Source organism: Ancylobacter mangrovi (assembly GCF_024752355.1).
Classification (GTDB): Bacteria; Pseudomonadota; Alphaproteobacteria; order Rhizobiales; family Xanthobacteraceae; genus Ancylobacter; species Ancylobacter mangrovi.
In genome coordinates, this window is the sequence record NZ_JANTHZ010000002.1 from 391,741 (window position 1) to 410,046 (window position 18,306).

General features: G+C 71.4%; 13 protein-coding genes. 8 read left to right on the forward strand and 5 right to left on the reverse strand.

All coding sequences use genetic code 11. From position 1 onward, the window contains the following. Positions 1-137 precede the first annotated feature (137 nt). Genes NVS89_RS07150 through NVS89_RS07185 form a run of 8 tightly spaced genes read left to right on the forward strand, consistent with a single transcriptional unit; the run spans position 138 to position 12,212 of the window. A complete protein-coding gene (locus tag NVS89_RS07150; protein WP_258731910.1) occupies positions 138-587 on the forward strand; it encodes a chemotaxis protein CheW in 450 nt (149 codons plus the stop codon). After that, entirely contained in the window at positions 584-1,909 is a 1,326-nt protein-coding gene (locus NVS89_RS07155) for a CheR family methyltransferase (protein WP_258731911.1), read from the forward strand. Before NVS89_RS07150 ends, NVS89_RS07155 begins: the two co-directional genes overlap by 4 nt. Beyond that, entirely contained in the window at positions 1,902-2,543 is a 642-nt protein-coding gene (locus tag NVS89_RS07160) for a chemotaxis protein CheW (RefSeq protein ID WP_258731912.1), read from the forward strand. Before NVS89_RS07155 ends, NVS89_RS07160 begins: the two co-directional genes overlap by 8 nt. Before the next feature lie 15 nt (positions 2,544-2,558). Beyond that, positions 2,559-4,664 (forward strand): methyl-accepting chemotaxis protein, encoded by a 2,106-nt coding sequence (locus NVS89_RS07165; RefSeq protein ID WP_258731913.1) that lies wholly within the window; start codon positions 2,559-2,561, stop codon positions 4,662-4,664. Further along, positions 4,661-6,895: a hybrid sensor histidine kinase/response regulator gene (locus tag NVS89_RS07170; RefSeq protein WP_258731914.1), complete on the forward strand. Its 2,235-nt coding sequence runs from the start codon at positions 4,661-4,663 to the stop codon at positions 6,893-6,895. The genes NVS89_RS07165 and NVS89_RS07170 overlap by 4 nt, the downstream gene beginning before the upstream one ends. Continuing rightward, complete coding sequence (locus NVS89_RS07175; protein ID WP_258731915.1) at positions 6,895-7,956, forward strand: chemotaxis protein CheB; 1,062 nt, start codon at positions 6,895-6,897, stop codon at positions 7,954-7,956. The genes NVS89_RS07170 and NVS89_RS07175 overlap by 1 nt, the downstream gene beginning before the upstream one ends. Beyond that, positions 7,943-11,074, forward strand: a complete 3,132-nt coding sequence (locus NVS89_RS07180; RefSeq protein WP_258731916.1) for a response regulator — start codon at positions 7,943-7,945, stop codon at positions 11,072-11,074. The genes NVS89_RS07175 and NVS89_RS07180 overlap by 14 nt, the downstream gene beginning before the upstream one ends. Further along, complete coding sequence (locus NVS89_RS07185; RefSeq protein ID WP_258731917.1) at positions 11,067-12,212, forward strand: EAL domain-containing response regulator; 1,146 nt, start codon at positions 11,067-11,069, stop codon at positions 12,210-12,212. The genes NVS89_RS07180 and NVS89_RS07185 overlap by 8 nt, the downstream gene beginning before the upstream one ends. A 29-nt stretch (positions 12,213-12,241) precedes the next feature. Here NVS89_RS07185 and NVS89_RS07190 read toward each other — a convergent pair whose 3' ends face one another. The 5 genes from NVS89_RS07190 to NVS89_RS07210 all read right to left on the reverse strand — a co-directional run bounded on the left by NVS89_RS07190 (position 12,242) and on the right by NVS89_RS07210 (position 18,155). Further along, on the reverse strand, positions 12,242-14,974 hold the full coding sequence (locus NVS89_RS07190; protein WP_258731918.1) for an HAD-IC family P-type ATPase: 2,733 nt from the start codon (positions 14,972-14,974) through the stop codon (positions 12,242-12,244). A 167-nt stretch (positions 14,975-15,141) separates the two neighbouring features. Beyond that, positions 15,142-15,951: a DUF2076 domain-containing protein gene (locus NVS89_RS07195; RefSeq protein WP_258731919.1), complete on the reverse strand. Its 810-nt coding sequence runs from the start codon at positions 15,949-15,951 to the stop codon at positions 15,142-15,144. Between the two features lie 28 nt (positions 15,952-15,979). Beyond that, a complete protein-coding gene (locus tag NVS89_RS07200) occupies positions 15,980-16,702 on the reverse strand; it encodes a Bax inhibitor-1/YccA family protein (RefSeq protein ID WP_258731920.1) in 723 nt (240 codons plus the stop codon). A gap of 42 nt (positions 16,703-16,744) precedes the next feature. Beyond that, positions 16,745-17,530, reverse strand: coding sequence for an anti-sigma factor family protein (locus tag NVS89_RS07205; RefSeq protein ID WP_258731921.1), 786 nt, complete (start codon positions 17,528-17,530; stop codon positions 16,745-16,747). After that, positions 17,514-18,155 carry a sigma-70 family RNA polymerase sigma factor gene (locus NVS89_RS07210; protein ID WP_258731922.1) on the reverse strand — a complete coding sequence of 214 codons (642 nt, stop codon included), beginning with the start codon at positions 18,153-18,155 and terminating at the stop codon, positions 17,514-17,516. The genes NVS89_RS07205 and NVS89_RS07210 overlap by 17 nt, the downstream gene beginning before the upstream one ends. Positions 18,156-18,306: the final 151 nt, after the last annotated feature.

The following is an 18,306-nucleotide window of genomic DNA, read 5'->3' on the forward strand; positions in this document are numbered from 1 at the left end:
TACAGCGGCAGGCGGTTGATTGGGCGATCGCGGAATCAGGTTCTCGAAACCAAATATTCCAAATATATTTCTATCTTATTTGAATTGTTAAATCATTGGCGTAGAGTGACGTCCCGGTACTCTCAGGAGCATCGCCGTTGCTTTTACTGCCGTTCAAGATCGATCAGGTGCGGATGGCGCTGCCGCTCGAGAAGGTTCTGCGCGTCGAGGCGATGGTCGAGACGCTGCCCCTGCCGCGGCCGGTGCCCAACGTCGCGGGCGGCATGATCCATGGCGGGCGGTTCGTCGCCATATACGGATTGCGCGGCAAGCTCGGATACGATCCTCGTCCGTCCGAAGCCGATGATTGCATCGTGCTGGCGAAGGCCCGCGACGAGGTGGTCGGCATCGTCGTCGACGAGGTGGCCGCGGTGATCGAGGTCCCGGCGGCGGACGTCTCCCGCTACGGGCTGGAGCGCGACGGCGAGACCATCGCCGGCGCGGCGGTCATCGACGACGACATCCTCCTGATCACCGATCTCGACCGCTTCCTCTCCGACGAGGAGCGGCTGGAGCTCGACGCGGTGCGGCGGGAGTTCGCGCAATGACGCCCGAGCGCTCCGTCGATCCCGAGCTGCTGGCCGAGGTCCGCGACCTTTTCGTCTCGCGCTTCGGGCTGCTGCGCGCCAGCCTCGGCGACGACGAGCTGGCCCACCGGCTGGTCGCCGGGCTTGGACCGCAGCTCGGCTCCCGGGCCCGGCTGAAGGAACTGCTGGCGCGGGCCGCCGGCCAGCCGCTCGACGGGCCGGAGCTGCAGCTCCTGATCCGAGCCATCACCATCCGCGAATCCTCGCTGCTGCGCCATCTGTCCTGGTTCGAGCTGCTCGCCCGCCACGTGGTCGACCCGCTGATCGCCGCCCGCCGCGCCACCGGCCGGCGCGACGTCGCGATCTGGAGCGCGGGCTGCTCCAGCGGCGAGGAGGCGTACGGCCTCGCCCTCCTGTTCGCCGAAAGGCTGCCCGACCTCGCCGACTGGGACATCCGCATCATCGGCACGGACCTGTGCGCGAGCGCGGTCGAAGAGGCCCGGCGCGGGCGCTACCGCACCTGGTCGCTGCGCGAGGTCTCGCCCGAGCGGCGGGCGCTCCACTTCCGGCAGCAGGACGACCAGTTCGAGGCCGGTGCGCCGCTGCGGGCGCTGGTGACGTTCGGCCTCGGCGACCTGCTGGACCCGGAAAGCGGCCCCTGGACCACGCTGAAGCCGGCCTTCGACATCATCGTGTGCCGCAACGTGCTGATGCATCTCGAACCGTCGGCGCGGCGGCGGGTGACCGAGCATCTCGCCGGCCGGCTGGCCCCGCAGGGCGTGCTGGTCAGCGCGCCGTCCGAAGCCTCGCCCGAACTGTTCCACCCGCTGCTGCGGAGCGACCACGAGGAACTGCTGCTGTTCCGCCGGCCGCCACGCGCGAAATCGTCGGCCGGTCTCGCGCCAGCCACTCGCCCGGCGGGCGCTCCCATGCCGCGCGCGGCCGAACGCCCGGCCGCCATGCCGCCGCCGAGCCAGGCGGCCACCCCGTCGTCCGCGCCGCTCGCGCGCGACGAACTCGTCGCCCATCTCGACGCGCTGATCGCCGCCGGCCGCCTCGCGGAAGCCCGCCGCCTCTGCGCGCTGGCGATGGCGCGGGCGCCGCTCGATTCCGGCCTCGTGCACCTGATGGCGACGCTGCAGGAGATGGAGGGCGACCATCACGGCGCCTTCCAGAGCCTGAAGCGCGCGCTCTATATCGACGGCGCCGACGGCTCGGCGCAGCTCCGCCTCGCCGGGCTGCAGCACCGGCTGCGGCGCGGCCAGGGACGGCCGGCCGGGAACGGCCCGGCGAACGAGCCGCGCGGCAGCGGCCGACGGGGGGAGACGCGCGACCGTGTCTGACGCCCCGCTCGACCCCGACGGCCCATCGGCCACATCCCGCGCCGCCAGCACGGGCGGCGTCGACTGGCGCGCCGCCGAAGAGCGCCTCGCCCGGCTCGCCGACGCGCTCCACGGCAGGCGGCGCGACGAGGCCGAGCTGCTGCGCCGGCGCGCCGCGCGCCTCGCCGCGCGGCCGGCCGCCGCCCCGGCCGGCAATGAGCGGGCCTATCTCGCCTTCCGCCGCGGCGAGGACCGGATCGCCATCGCCATGGAGGCGCTGCGCGAGGCGGTGCGGCCGCGCTCGGTGCTGCCGCTTCCCGGCGTCCCCCCGCACATACGCGGCGTCGTGCTCAATCGCGGCGAGGTGGTGCCGGTGGTCGAGGCCGGCTGGTTCCTCGACCCGGACCTTGTCCAGGCCGAGGCGCCGGCGCTGCTGCTGGTGGTCGAGGCGGGCGGCACGCGCTTCGCGCTGGCGGCCGATCTCCTCGACGAGGTGCGCTCCCTCGATCCCTCGGCCGGCGGGGCGGCGATGCACGCCTCCGGCCGCCTGCCGCCCTTCGTCGTCGGCCTCGCCGGCGACCTGCTCAACATTGTCGACCTCGACCTGCTGGCCACGGACGCCCGGTTCCGGGTGCAGGAAGAGGTGGGCGGATAGCCTGACGGAGAGAGCATGCCAAGGTTCAGCATTCGCGCCCTTCTCATCATCGCCGCCGGCGTCATCGCCGCCGTACCGGCGCTGGTGGTGGTCGTCGGCGCGGGTCTCTACATCCGCGACTATCTCTATGAGAACACGCTGCTGCGCGGACAGTGGAGCGCGCAGGAGCTGGCGCTGATCTATGGCGGCTATCTCGACAAGCACGTCCAGGCGCTCGACACGCTCTCCGATGCCCTCGCCACCAGCGGCATAGCGGACGTCGCGGTCGACCAGCAGGCGCTGACCCGGGTGAAGTCGAACTATGCGGGCTTTGCCAGCAGCGTCATCCTCGCCGACCTGTCGGGCCGGGTGATCGCGGCGGCGGCCTCGGAGGCCGACCGGGCGGCGGACCTCAATGTCGGCGACCGCGACTGGTTCAAGACGACGATAGAGACGCGCAAACCCTTCGTCGACCGCAAGGTGCTGCGCTCGCGGCTGACGGGCCGGCTCATCGTCCCGCTCGCCGCGCCGGTGCTGGACGCCGGCGGACGGGTGATCGCGGTGGTGTCGGGCGGGCTCGACCTCGGCGAGATCGGACGGCTGGCCAAGCGGCCGGTCGGCAAGGACGGGGCCGGCCATGCCGGCGTCGCCACGGCCGAGGGCCTGCTGCTCGCCTATCCGCGCAACGAGCTGGTCGACGCCGGCCAGACGGTGACGGGGCAGGGCTTCTGGCCGCAGGCAAATGACAACGCGACCGGCACCATCCCCACCTTCATCGGGCTGGAGGGCAAGCCGCTGATCGGCGGCTTTGCCACGGTGCCGAGCACGGGCTGGAAGGTGTGGGTGGTGGAGCCCGCCACGACCGCCGACGACGTGCTCTACAAGGCCTATGCCCGCGCCTCGCTGATCGGCGCGATCGGCGCCGGTGGCGGCCTGCTGCTGGCGTTCTTCGGCGCCGGCGCGCTGGCCCGCCCGATCGAGCGGCTGCGCGGCACCGCCAACGCCATCGCCGCCGGCGATCTCGACCAGAAGGCCGGCGATCAGGGGCCGAGGGAAATCAGCGATCTCGGCCGCGCCATCAATGCGATGTCGCTGTCGCTGCGCGAGCGCATCGCCTCCGAGCAGGACACGCAGCAGGAGCTGCGCCAGGCGGTGAGCGACTATTCCGACGTCGCCCGGCGCATCGTCCAGGGCGACCTGTCGGCGCGCGCGCCGGTGAGCGACCATCCCGAGCTCAGCCTGCTCGCCACCAGCCTGAACGGCATGACGGAATCGATGGCGCGGCTGGTGAGCGAGATCCGCGAGGCGACCGCCAACCTGTCGAGCGCGAGCTCGGAGATTCTGGTCGCCACCAGCCAGCAGGTCTCGGCCACCGCCGAGGAGGCGGTCGCGGTGAAGCAGACCGCCTCGAGCGTGATCGAGGTCAAGCAGACCAGCACCCTCGCCATGCAGAAGGCCGGCGCGGTGGCGCAGGCGGCGCAGCGCGCCAGCGACGTCGCCGAAACCGGCCGATCCACCGTGGAGGCCACCATCGCCGGCAGCCAGGAGGCGCGCCAGCGCATGGAGACGGTCGCCCAGCGTATCCTCGGCTTCATCGAGCAGGCCGAGGCGATCGCCGAGATCAACACCACGGTGGGCGACCTCGCCGAGCAGTCCAACCTGCTCGCCGTCAATGCCAGCATCGAGGCCGCCAAGGCCGGCGAGTTCGGCCGCGGCTTTGCCGTCGTCGCCAGCGAGATCAAGACGCTGGCGGACCAGTCCAAGCAGGCGACCGCTCAGGTGCGCCGCATTCTGGTCGACATCCAGAAGGCCTCGCAGGCGGCGATGCTCGCCGCCGAGCAGGGGGTGAAGGCGGCCGAGGTGGGCTCGGTGCGCGCGGCCGAGTCCGGCAACACCATCGGGGTGCTCGCCGACAGCATCACCGAGGCGGCACGGGCGGGGCAGCAGATCGCCGCCGCCAGCCAGGAGCAGAGCGCGGGGATGGACCAGATCGCCGCCGCCATGCGCAACATCGAGCAGTCCACCAGCCAGACCGTCGCCGCGACGCGGCAGGTCGAGCGCTCGGCGCGCGACCTGAACGACCTCGCGAGCCGGCTTTCCGCCCTGGTCGCCTTCGCCTCGTCGAGGGAACCTCCCCAATGAACGACCGACAGGCCGCACTGCGCGACAGGCTGCTCGCCGCCTTCCGGACCGAGGCGGGAGAGCATCTGCACGGCATGGACGGCCTGCTGCGTGAGTGGCCCGCCCCGCCCGAGCAGCCCGGGCCGGCCATCATCGAGCAGCTGTTCAAGATCGTTCACACGCTGAAGGGCGCGGCGCGCTCGGTCGCGCGGCAGGACATAGAGGGCCAGTGCCAGAAGCTGGAGACGACGCTCTCCACCGCGCTGCGCGAGGGCGCGCCGACCGACGGCATGCAGCTGCGCCGCGCGGTCGAACGACTGCGGCGCGCGATCAGCGCGGAAACGCGCCAGAGCCCGGCCCCCGCCCCGCAGCCGCAGACCGCAACGCCGACGGCCGCAACGCCGACGGCCGCGACGCCGCCCGGCACAGCGCCGGAAGGCACGAGCGCGGCGCCCCCCGCCGATCCCGCCCCGGCTTCGCAAGCCGTCACTCCGCAAGCCTCCGCGCCGGCCGCACCGGCACCTGTCGCCACGTCACCGGCCCCCTCCACGGCGGCGCCGGCCACCACCCGCGCCAACATCGCCGCGCTCGACGCGCTGTTGCACGGGGTCGGCGAGCTGCTGACCCACCGCCAGTCGCTCGACCAGCAGCTCGACGCGCTGGAGGACACGCTCGAGCAGCTCACCCTGCGCCGCCACCTCCTGCGCACGGCCGGTCCCGCCTCGCTTTCGCCCGAGCAGCTCGACCACGACCTCAGGCTGATGGAAGGCCGGCTGCGGCAGATGCACCGGGCGATGGCGGCCGACCGGCGCCGCTTCGACGGCTCGCTCTCGGCGCTCGGCGAGCAGGCGCGCGAGCTGCGCCTCTCGCCGGCCTGGAGCGTCGTCGAGGGGCTGGGCGCCATGCTGGAGGACATCGCCGCCGAGCAGGGCAAGCAGGCGAACGTCGACATCGCCGGCTTCAACGAGGTGCTGGACCGGCGCATCCTCGACGCCATCAAGGACCCGCTGGTGCACCTCGCCCGCAACGCCATCGACCACGGCGTCGAGCCGGTGGCCGAGCGGCGCGCCGCCGGAAAGCCGGAGACGGCGCAGATCGCGCTGCGGCTCTCGCGCCATGACGAGCGCCGCATCGCGATCGAGATCAGCGACGACGGCCGCGGCATCGACATGGACCGGCTGCGGGAATCGGCGGCGCGGCTGCGCATCGAGACGGCCGAGGACCTCGCCGCCATGCCGGAGGACCGGCTGATGGCGCTCGCCTTCCGGGCCGGGCTGAGCACCGCCACCGTCGTCACCACCCTGTCGGGCCACGGCCTCGGCCTCGCCATCGTGCGCGACCGGGTGGAGGCGCTGGGCGGCCATGTCGAGCTGGTCTCGATGCCCGGCAAGGGCGCCACGGTGCGCATGCTGGTGCCGACCAGCGTCGACACCTTCCGCGGGCTGGTGGTGGAGGCGGGCGGGCACCCGTTCCTGCTGCCGATGGAGAACGTTCTCGGCGTGGTGCGACACGGCGAGGAATCGATGCCGGCCGGCAGCCTCGGCCGGACGCTGAGATGGCGCGGCGAGGTGCTGCCGGCGGCCGCGCTCTCGGACGTGCTGGCCCTGCCCGGCCACGTCGGCGAGCCGGTGGTGCGGACGAGCGCGGTGATCCTGCAGGCGGGCGAACAGCGCGGCGCGCTGCTGGTCGACGTGCTCGGCAGCGAGCAGTCGCTGCTGCTGAAGCCGCTGCCCGCCCCGCTGGTGCGGGTGCGGCACGTTCTGGCGGTGGCGGTCGCCGACGAGGGCGACCTGCTGCCGGTGCTGCGCGCGGCCGACCTCTTGCGCGCGCTGGCGCTCGACCACGGCGCGCGCCCGGCACGGCCGGCGCCGGTGCGACGCGAGCGCCGCAAGCTGCTGGTGGTCGACGATTCCGTCACCACCCGGCTGATGGAGCAGAGCCTGTTCGAGGCCGCCGGCTACGAGGTCCATCTCGCCTCGGACGGCGTCGAGGCGCTCGCCCTGCTGCGCCAGGTCGACATCGACATGATCATCTCCGACGTCGACATGCCCAATCTCGACGGCTTCGAGCTGACGCGCCAGATCCGGCGCGAGGCGGCGCTGGCGAGGAAGCCGATCGTGCTCGTCACCGCGCTTGAAAGCCGCGAGGACAAGGAGGAGGGCCTGCGTGCGGGCGCCAACGCCTATGTCGCCAAATCCGCCTTCGACCAGACCCACCTGCTCGAGATCGTCCAGAGGCTGACACTGCATTGATGTCCAGGCGCCCCATACGCATCCTGATCGTGGAGGACTCCGCCGCCGTGCGCGCGTTCCTTAGCCAGGTCGTGGCCGGGGAGCCCGACTTCGCGCTCGCGGGCGTCGCCGAGGACGGCGCGGCGGGGGTCGCCGCCGCCGTCGAGACCCTCCCCGACGTCATCCTCATGGACGCCAACATGCCGGTGATGGACGGGTTCCGCGCCACGCGCCAGATCATGGAGCGCTGCCCGACCCGCATCATCATCGTCACGGCGAGCTTCGAGCCGTCGGACATGCGCATCTCCATGCAGAGCCTGGAGGCCGGCGCGCTCGCCATCGTCGAGAAGCCCTGGGGGCCCGGCCACCGCGACCATGAGAGATCGCTGCGCCGGCTGTTCGAGACCATCCGCACGATGAGCGAGGTCGAGGTGGTGCGGCGCTGGCCGGCACGCGAGGCCGTCCCCGCGCCCGCGCCAGCTCCGTCCCGCCCGCCCGGCTACCGCATGGTGGTGATGGGCGCCTCCACCGGCGGGCCACGCGTGCTGGCGCAGATCCTGCGCGACCTGCCGCACGATCTGCGCACGCCGGTCTGCGTCGTCCAGCACATCTCGCCGGGCTTCGTCGAGGCGTTCGTGAGCTGGCTCAACGACGAGTGCCCGCTGACGGTGGAGATGGCGAAGACGGGGCTGCGCGCGCGTTCCGGCCATGTCTATTTCGCCCCCGACGACATGCAGCTCGGCTTCGCCGAGACCGGCGAGCTGCGGCTCACCCGCGACCCGCCGGTGTGCGGCTTCCGCCCCTCCATCAGCCATCTGTTCGGCGCTGCCGCCGAAATCTGGGCGGGCGCGGCGATCGGCGTGCTGCTCACCGGCATGGGCAGCGACGGCGCGGAAGGCTGCCGCCGGCTGAGCCAGCAGGGCGGGCCGATCATCGTCCAGGAGCCGGCGAGCTGCGCGGTCGCCAGCATGCCGCTGGCGGCGGTCGCCGCCGCGAAATCCAGCCTCGTTCTGCCACCCGACCGGATCGGCGCCGAACTGCGCCGCCTGGTCGGCATGGAGGTCGATCATGCAGATTCCTAACACCCTGAGGTCGTCCGAGACCGAGCTGCGCGCCGAACTTATCCTGATGGCCGAGGACAGCCCGACCCAGGCCGAGCATCTGCGCTGGCTGCTGGAGGACGCCGGCTACCGCGTCGCCGCCGCCACCAACGGGCAGGAGGCGCTGGAGCTGGCGCGGCAGGAGCGGCCGGACCTCGTCATCAGCGACGTCGTGATGCCGGGCATGGGCGGCTACGAGCTGTGCAAGGCGATCAAGGACGACCCGGAGCTGAAGTCGGTGCCGGTGGTGCTGGTCACCTCGATGTCGCACCCGCGCGACGTCATCGCCGGCCTCAATTGCGGCGCCGACAACTTCATCACCAAGCCCTATGACGGCGACCACCTCATCGCCCGGCTGCGCTACCTGACGGCCAACAGCCGGCTGCGGGCGAGCGACAAGATGCATCTCGGCGTGCAGATCGAGCTGCAGGGGGAGAGCCACTTCATCACCGCCGAGCGCAAGCAGGTGCTCGACCTGCTGATCTCGACCTACGACGCCGCGGTGCGGCTCAACGACGACCTGCGCGGGCGTCAGCAGGACCTCGAAGTCTCGATCAAGAGCCTCGACGGCCTGACCCGGATCATCGAGGCGCTCAACCGCTCCACCTCGATGGACACGGTGCTGCACGAGGCGCTGAGCGGCGTGGTGGAGCTGCTGGACGCCGATGCCGGCTGGCTGACGCTGGAGGACCAGACCCCCGCTGCCGCCATGCCGGCGGCGTGGGACGGAATCTACCCGACCGAGATCCCGCTCACCTCGCAGCCGGTCGAGGCCGACGAGGCGAGCGGCGTCCACTGGCGCCGTTCCGTGCCCGCGGATGGCCGGCCGGCGGAAGACCATCTGCACATCCCGATCGCGATCGACGGCCAGACGCTCGGCAGCCTCAATCTGCGCCTGCCCGAGCCCGTCGCCATCGACGAGCGCATGCGCGGCCTGCTGACCGCGGTCGGCCAGCAGGCCGGCGTGGCGATCGAGCGGGCCCGCCTGCTGGCGGGGCTGGAGGAGACGGTGGAGCGCCGGACCGCCGAGCTCCAGCGCGAGGTGACCGCCCGCCGCGAGGCGCAGGAAGCGGAGATGGTGCGCAGCGCCCAGCTCGCCGAGTTGGTCCGGCTCGGCAATCTCGCGCTCACCGACAGCACCCCCGACGCGCTGTTCCGCGAAGCCGTCGAGTGTGCCTGCAAGGTGCTGCGCATGCCGCGCGGCAGCGTCTGGCTCTACGCCCCCTCCACCGACCATCTGACCATGATCGCGGCGCATGGCTGGGAGGATACCGGCGATCCGCGCGCGATTCCGATGGCCTGCCAGTCCGTCTTCGGCCCGACGCTGACGAACTCCCATGTCGCGATCGAGGACTGGCGCCAGCAGCCCGAGGACGGGCGGCCGGCCGTCTTCGGCATCCACGAGATCCGTTCCACGCTCGCGGTGCCGATCCACGGCCCCGACCATGTGAGCGGGGTGTTCGCACTCCACAGCGATGCCGTCCGCCGGTTCGACGCGAGCGACATCACCTTCCTGTCGTCGGTCGCCAACGTGGTCGGTGCGGCGATGAACCGGGCGGAGGGGCTGGCGGCGCTGAAGCACAGCGAGGACGAGTTCCGCGCCACCTTCCAGCAGGCCCCGATCGGCATCGCCCACCTCAATGCCGACGGCAGCTGGCGGCGGTCGAATGTTCATATTGCAACGGTATTTGGATACGATAAACAGGAGCTGGAAGCGCGGAGCTTCTTCACCTTCATCCATCCTGAGCATCGCGGCATCATGGAGGAAACCACCCGTCGCCTGTTCTGCGGCGAGATCGACCAGAGCGTGGAGGAGGCCCGCTGCCTGAACCGGCACGGCCATGAGCGCTGGGCGCGCATCACCATGTCAGTCAAGCGCGGCGCGGACGGGCAGGCCGAATACGCCATCGCCGTCCTCGAGGACGTCACCGAGCAGCGCGAGGCGCAGGCCAAGATCAGCCACCTGCAGCGGATGGACGCGATCGGCCGCCTGACCGGCGGCATCGCCCACGACTTCAACAACCTGCTGACGGTCATCATCGGCAATCTGGAGCCACTGCAGCAGCGCGTCGCCGCCGATTCGCTGGAGGCGACGCTGGTGCGCGGCGCGCTGCAGGGCGCGAACCGGGCGACCGAGCTCACCCGGCGCCTGCTCGCGCTCTCGCGCCGCCAGATCCTCAAGGCCGACACGGTCGACATCAACGACCTCGTCGAGGACATGCTGGTGCTGATGAAGCGCTCCTTCGCGAGCAACATCGAGGTCGTGTTCCGCGAATCCGAGACGCCTTGCCGCTGCAAGGTCGACACCACCGAGCTCGAGACCGCGCTGATGAACCTCGCGGTCAACGCCATGGACGCGATGCCGGACGGCGGCCGCTTCGTGGTCAGCACCGACGTGCAGACCTTCACCGAGGCCGACATCGCGCATCTGGGCGACCTCCGGCCGGGGCGCTACGCCGAGATCACCGTCTCCGATACCGGCACCGGCATCCCTGAGCACGTCAAGGAGCAGGTGTTCGAGCCCTATTTCACCACCAAGGACCGCGGCAAGGGCACCGGCCTCGGGCTGAGCCTCGTCTACGCCTTCGTGAAGCGCTCGGGCGGGCGGATCGCGCTCTACAGCGAGGTCGGCCGGGGCACCACGATCCGCATCAACCTGCCGCTGGAGGATGGCGACGTGGCGGACGCCACCTCCGCCACCGCCGAACGGGCGCTGCCGGACGAATGCGTGCTGGTGGTCGATGACCAGGACAACGTGCGCAAGATGCTGGTGAGCCAGATCCGCGGCCTCGGCTACGCCACCCGGGAGGCGGCGAACGCGCAGGAGGCGCTCTCCATGTTCCGCGCCGGGCTCGGCATCGACGTGATGGTGACCGACATCGCCATGCCGGGTGGGGTGGACGGCGTGATGCTGGCGCGCCAGGTACTGGACACCCAGCCCGAGATGAAGATCATCATCTGCTCGGGCTTCGACGCCTATGTTCTGCCACCCTGGATCGAACGCGATCCGCGCTGCGCCGTTGTACGTAAGCCGCCCGCGGTCGCCGACATGGCCGCCGCGATCCGCCGCCTGATCGACCAGGAGGCCGAACATGCCTGAGTGCCGGTTCCTAGTTCTGGACGACGAGCCCGACATCGGCGCCCTGCTGGTGACGGCGATCCGCATGCTCAACTACGAGGCCCGCTCGGTCACCACCTTCGAGGATTTCGACCGGGCGCTGGCCGAGTGGCGCCCCACCCACATCACGCTCGACCTGCAGATGCCGGGCTATGACGGGGTGGAGACCATCCGCGCCCTCGCCGAGCGCGGCAGCAATGCGCGCATCGTGCTGGTCAGCGGGGTCGACGCCAAGGTGCTCGAGATGGCGGCCCTGCTCGGGCGCGAGCGCGGGCTCGACATCGCTGGGACGCTGACCAAGCCGTGGGGCATGGCGAGGCTCAACGAGCTGCTGACCCGGATCGTGCACGAGAACCCGCTCGGCGCCGACGCCATCGCCAAGGGCATCGAGAACGACGAGTTCCGGCTCTTCATGCAGCCCAAGGTGCGCCTGCCCGGCGGGCGGATCACCGGCTTCGAGGCGCTGGTGCGCTGGAATCACCCCCGGCTCGGCCTGCAATCGCCGATCAACTTCATCCCGCTCGCCGAGCAGAGCGGACTGATCGAGCCGCTGACGCGCTGGATTCTCGGGCGCGCGGCCGACGTCCTCGCCGGCTGGAAAAGCGAGGGCATCGACGCGCAGGTCTCGGTCAACCTGTCGACGCGCAACCTGATGTCGCTCACCGTGGCCGACGAGTTCGCCGAGATCGTGCGCGCGCGCGGTCTCGACTGCTCCTGCTTCATCCTGGAGCTGACGGAGAGCGCGGCGATCACCAACCTCGTCGACGCGCTCGACATTCTGGTGCGACTGCGGCTGAAGCAGTTCGCGCTGTCGATCGATGATTTCGGCACCGGCTACTCGTCGCTGGCGCAGCTCCAGCGCCTGCCCTTCTCCGAGCTGAAGATCGACCGCTCCTTCGTCTCCGCCTGTGCCGCCTCGGCCGAGGCAACCAACACCATCCGCGCCATCGTCGAGCTGGCCCGCCGGCTGGAGCTCGACCTGGTGGCGGAAGGCGTGGAGACGGAGGCGGTCGAGCGCACGCTGATCGGGCTCGGCATCACCCATGCGCAGGGCTTCCGCTACGGCCGGCCGGAGCCGGCGGAGGTGTGGTCGCCGCGCCTGCGCTGCCAGGTGGCCTGAGCCGGCAAAAGGCGCTGTGACGCCCGTGCCTAGAGATCCTCAGGGTCAAACAGGCGGAAGCGGCGGACCAGTGCCTTCTCGGCTTCGAGCAGCAGCATCAGCAGCACGCCCACGCCGACGATCATCACCCCGTCGAGCAGGGCCACCGGCCGGGTGCCGAACATGTGCTGCATCGGCGGCAGGTAGGTGAAGGCGAACTGCCCCGCCACCACCGCCACCAGCGCCGCCAGCACCGCCGGCGTGCCGAGCGCCCCGCGCCAGGTGATCGAGCTCATGTGCATGAAGCGCACGCTGAACAGGTAGAAGATCTCCATCACCACGATGGTGTTGACCACGATGGTGCGCGCCATCTCGATGCCCTGCCCGCGCGCCAGCGACAGGGTGAACATCGCCGCCGTCGCCAGCATGAACAGCACCGACACCAGCACGATCCGCCACAGCATGAAGCGGGTGACGAGACCGCCATCGGCGCGGCGCGGCGGGCGGTTCATGATCCCCGGCTCGGTCGGTTCGAAGGCGAGCGCGAGGCCGAGCGTGATGCTGGTGGCGAGGTTGATCCACAGGATCTGCGCCGCCGACATCGGCATGGTGAAGCCGAAGGCGATGGCGCCGATCACCGACAGTACCTCGCCGCCATTGGTCGGCAGCGTCCAGGCGATCATCTTGCGGATATTGTCGTAGACGGTGCGCCCCTGCGTCACCGCCGCGACGATGGAGGCGAAATTGTCGTCGAGCAGCACCACCTCGGCCGCCTCCTTGGCCGCCTCCGTACCCTTCACCCCCATGGCGATGCCGACATCCGCCTGGCGCAGCGAGGGGGCGTCGTTCACCCCGTCGCCGGTCATCGCCACCACCGCGCCGGTGGACTGGAGCGCGCGCACGATGCGCAGCTTGTTCTCCGGGCTGGTGCGGGCGAACACCGAGGTGCGGCCCGCCAGTTCCACCAGCTCCGCGTCGGACACCGCGTCGACCTCGGCGCCGGTCACCACCACCGGCTCGCGCGCGAGGCCGAGCTGGCGGGCGATGGCGCCGGCGGTGAGGCCGTGGTCGCCGGTGACCATCTTCACCCCGATGCCGGCGCTGCGACACTCGGCGATGGCGGCGATCGCCTCCGGGCGCGGCGGATCGATGAAGCCCGCGAGGCCGAGGAAGGAGAAGCCGCCGGCGACGTTGTCGAAGGTCAGCCGGTCGGGCGCGGCGTCGAGCGTCTTCATGGCGAAGCCGAGCAGCCGCTCGCCCTCGGCGGCGACGCCGGCGATCGCCTCGCCCCAGCGCTCCCGCTGGGACGCGGAAAGGGCGCACATGGCGAGCACCGCCTCCGGCGCGCCCTTCACGAAGACGGCGATCTCCTCCTGCGGGCCGCGATGGAGGCTCGCCATGAAGCGGTAGGCCGCGTCGAAGGGGATCTCGTCGAGCCGGCGCCAGTCGCCGCGCTCCACCGCCGGGCTGAGGCCCGCCTTGGCGGCGAAGGCGACCAGCGCGCCTTCCATCGGGTCGCCCTCGGCGCGCCAGACGCCGTCCCTGGCGTGGAGATGCGCGTCGTTGCACAGCAGGCCGCAGCGGGCCAGCGCCTCGGCCGCCGCGGACGGATCGCCCGAATTGGCCCAGCTCAGCGTGCCGACCGGCTCGTATCCCGCGCCCGAGACCTCGATCGCCTCCGTCGCGTCGGTCTCCGGCAGCACGACGCGGCGGACCGTCATCTCGTTGCGGGTCAGCGTGCCGGTCTTGTCGGAGCAGATGACGGAGGTGGCGCCCAGCGTCTCCACCGCCGGCAGGCGGCGGATGACCGCGTTGAGCCGCGCCATGCGCCGCACGCCGATCGCCAGCGTGATGGTGATGACCGCAGGCAAGCCCTCCGGCACCACGCCGACCGCCAGCGCCACCACGGCGATCAGCGCCTCGGTCCAGCCATAGCCGCGCACGGCCACGGCGAAGACGAACAGCGCGCCCGCCGCGAGGATCGCCGCCCAGGTGAAGCGGCGGGCGAAATTGTCGATCTGGCGCAGCAGCGGCGTCGCCAGCGGCTCGACCTCGGCGATCAGCCGGCCGATGCGGCCGATCTCGGTGTGGCTTCCGGTGGAGACGACGATCCCCGCCCCCTGGCCGGCGGCGACCGTGGTGCCGGAGAACGCCATCGAATGCCGGTCGCCGAGCGCCGCGTCGGCCGCCGCCGGCTCCTCGCGCTTGGAGGCGGCCACGGATTCGCCGGTGAGGATCGATTCGTCGATCAGCATGCCGCGCGCGCGCAGCAGGCGCGTATCGGCCGGCACCCGGTCGCCCGCCTCCAGCAGCACGAGGTCGCCGGGCACGAGGTCGCGCGCATGCACGCTGATGCGCTGCCGGCCGCGGATCACCGCCGCATGGGGCGAGATCATGTTGCGGATGGCGCGCAGCGCCTGCTCGGCGCGGCCTTCCTGAAGGAAGCCGACGACCGCGTTGACCATCACCACGGCGATGATGACCACCGCGTCGACCACGTGGCCGAGCGCGAACGCCGCCGCCGCGCCGGCCAGCAGGAAATAGATCAGCGCGCTGTTGAACTGGGCGAGGAAGCGCCGGATCGGGCTCGGGCGGGGCGGCTCGGGCAGCGCGTTCGGCCCGTGCTCGGCCAGCCGCTGGCGCGCCTCGTCCTCGCTCAGCCCGTCGAGCGAGACGCCGAGCCGGGCCGCGACCTCCTCGTGCGGCATGGCGTGCCAGGAGGTCGGCAGCGGGGCGGCGGCGGTGTCAAAGGGGCTGGGCGTCGGAACGGCGCTGTCGGTCATCGCGGGAAGGAAGCTCGCGGCGAGGGAGGAACGCTAACGCTACCGGCAGGCGGGCATCGGACATCCGGACTTTCCCTTAGGCAAGACCGGGTCGCCATAAAGGAAGGGCCGGCGGGGAGGCCGGCCCTTCAAGTACCCGTGATCGAGGGGGCGCGGATCCCGGGTGGTCAGATCTCGCCGTCGCCGAAGAAGCCGCCGCCATCGAACCAGCCGCCCTCGTCGGAGGCGGAGATGTCGTCATAGCCGGCGTCGGCGCTCTGGTCGGGCTCGTAGGAGGCGTCCTGCGCGGCCGCGTCCTGAGCGGAGGCATCAGCCCCCGTCTCCTGCGACGTGTCGGCTGCGGCGGAGGTGTCGGCCGGAGCTTCGGCGGCCTGCGCCTCGCTGCCGCCGAACATGCCGGCGATGGCATGGCCGAGCAGCACGCCGCCGGCGACACCCATCGCGGTCTGCGCGGCGCCGGCGAGAAAGCCGCCGCCGCCGCCGAAGCCGGGCCGGGCACCGAAGCCCTGTTGCATGCCCGCGCCCGCACCCGCGTTCATACCCGGCTGCGCGCCCTGCGGTGGCCCGCCGGCACTCGGCCCCCAATTGCCCGAAGGACCGGGGCCCGCGGGCACGGCCGCGGGCGTCGCGGCCCGGGGCATGGCCGGGACGGAGCCGCGGCGCTGGGGCGGCTGTGACGAGCCGAACAGCCCGCCGAGAAAGCCGCCGGAAGCCGGCGCCTGCTGCGCCGTCTCCGCCGCCTGGCGTTCCAGTTCGGCCGCCTGACGCTCCAGTGCCTCGATGCGCGCCTGCGCCTGCTGCAGCGCGTAGTCCTGCATGACGATGGTCTGCGCCATCAGATAGGGCGCGGCGGGCTGGCCGGCGACGCGCTCGGCGATGAAGCCCTCCGCCTCCCCGTCGCGCGGCCCGCTGCGCTGCTCGGCCTCGGCGAGCCTGGCGAAGAGGCCGTCAATGGCTTGGCGATCCTGCTCGTTCATCTGGGATCCTCCGCGTGGGGAATCTTCCTCACTCGCGCTCGCCGGTGAAGTTGAGCAGGAGCTGGAAGATGTTCACGAAGTTCAGATAGAGCGAGAACGCGCCGAACACAGCGAGCTTCTGCTGCGATTCGGAATCGAAATGGTCGGCGTACTGCTCCTTGATCGCCTGCGTGTCCCAGGCGGTAAGGCCGACGAACACCACTATGCCGACCACCGAGACGATGAACTGCAGCATGGTCGAGCCGAGGAACAGGTTCACCAGGCTCGCGATCACCACGCCGATCAGCCCCATCATCAGGAACGAGCCGAACTGCGAGAGGTCGCGCCGGGTGGTGTAGCCGTAGAGGCTGGTGGCCCCGAACATGGCCGCGGCGATGAAGAAGGTGCGCGCGATCGAGGTGCCGGTGAACACCAGGAAGATCGACGCCATCGACACGCCCATCACCGCGCAGAACGCCCAGAACATGGTCTGTGCGCCGCTCGCCGACATTGACTGCATGCGGAACGAGAAGAACAGCACGAAGGCGAGCGGCGCCAGCATCGCCACCCATTTCAGGGGGCTGGAGAAGATCGGCACGTAGAGCGCCGGCGTGGTGCCCACGATGAAGGCGACGAGGCCGGTCAGCACCAGCCCGATGCCCATATAGTTGTAGACGCGCAGCATGTGGCGGCGCAGGCCCTCGTCGAAGACGGCCCGGTCGGCGCCGCGCGCGCCGCTCTGCCACTGGAAGCCGTAATTCGGCGTGTTCATGTCTTTCTCTCCTGGGAAAGGCGATGATAAAGGCGGTTCATGTCAGTAGAGCGAGCGCGCCAGCCGTTCCGCGGTGCGGTCCAGCTCGCGCGGCGGGGCCTGGGCGACGAGGGCGTAGGCGACCTCGCCGATCTGCCAGTAGGCGGCGTTGAGATCCTCGCTCGACACCGTGCGTGCCTGCACCACGTCGAAGCTGCCGGGGCGCACGGCGAACAGCGAGACCGGGCCGAAATCGCGCGTCTTGACCGACATCTCGACGCTCGGGCCGAAGGCCGAGGGGAACACCTGCACGTCCTCCACCGACCAGCCGGTGGGAAGCTCGGGCATGACGATGGCGGTGGCGGCGCGGATCTCGGCCGGGTCGTAGCTCGCCCCGGTCTGGGACAGCATGCCCGCGCGCACCTGCGCCGTGCGGTGGGCGCGCAGCGCGTCCTCCACATAGGCGGGCGGCAGGTCGGAGGCGACGACGCGGCTCACCGCCAGCGGGCCAAACTCGGCATGGGCGAACCAGCCCGCGCAGACCAGCAGCCCCACCGCCGCGACGCGGCGCAGGCCGCGCAGCCAACGGTCGCGCGAGAGCGCACCCTCGAGCCGCCGCGCCGCCTCGGCGGTGGCGAAGCGCAGCCTCGCCTGCGCGGGATCGGCCGGCATGTCGGCGAGCGACAGCCTGAGCTCGTCGCGGATGCGCAGATCCGCCATCACCCGCGACGCCTCGGCCGGATGGGCGCTGAGATAGGCCTCGACCTCGATCCGCCGCGCCACGTCGATTTCGTCGTCGACATAGGCCTGCAGGTCGTCGTCGGAGATGGGGTCAACGGGCCGCGTCATCGGAGCCTCCCACCAGCCGGAGATGGGTGATGCGCGCGCCGCCCTCCTCGATCGCGCGCAGAGCGGCGCGCGCCCGCGACAGGCGCGACATCAGCGTGCCCTGCGGGATGCCGAGCGCGCCGGCCGCCTCGGCATAGCCGAGCCCCTCGATCGCCACGAGGTGAAGCGCGGCGCGCTGCTCCTCGGGCAGTTCCATGAACGCCTCGCGGATCTGCGCCAGCCGGACGTGATGCTCCTGCGCCGGCGCGGACTGGGTCGCGGCGAGCTGGGCCGCCTCGCCCGCGCGGCGCTCCTCGGCGACGCGGCTGCGACGACGGTCGATGAAGACGTTGTGAAGAATGGACATCAGCCAGACGCGCAGACCGCCGCCAGGAGCGGCGCCCGCCGTCCGACCCGCATTTGTCCGGCTTTCCCCGGCGCCGCGCGCGGGCGCGAAGCTGCCGCGCCGCTCATAGGCGCGCAGCAGCGCGTCGTGCACCAGGTCCTCGGCCTCCGCGTCGTCGCGCGTCAGCACCCGCGCGTAGCGGCGCAGCGCCGGAAGCTGCCCGACGACGTCGAACCGCCCGCGGTCGGCTGCGCCGGTGCCGGAGGACCCGTTGCCGGATATGGAGGATTCCCGCCTCATGATCCGTATACGGAGCGGCCCGCCTTTCTATTCCCGAAGGTCAGCCGCGCCGGATTCGGGCCCGTTCCGCGGCCGGGCCGCGCGAGCGTGCCGGGAACGCGCGCGGAGTGCGACCGTTTACCCCCTGTCGGCCCGCTTCCGCCGATCCTGC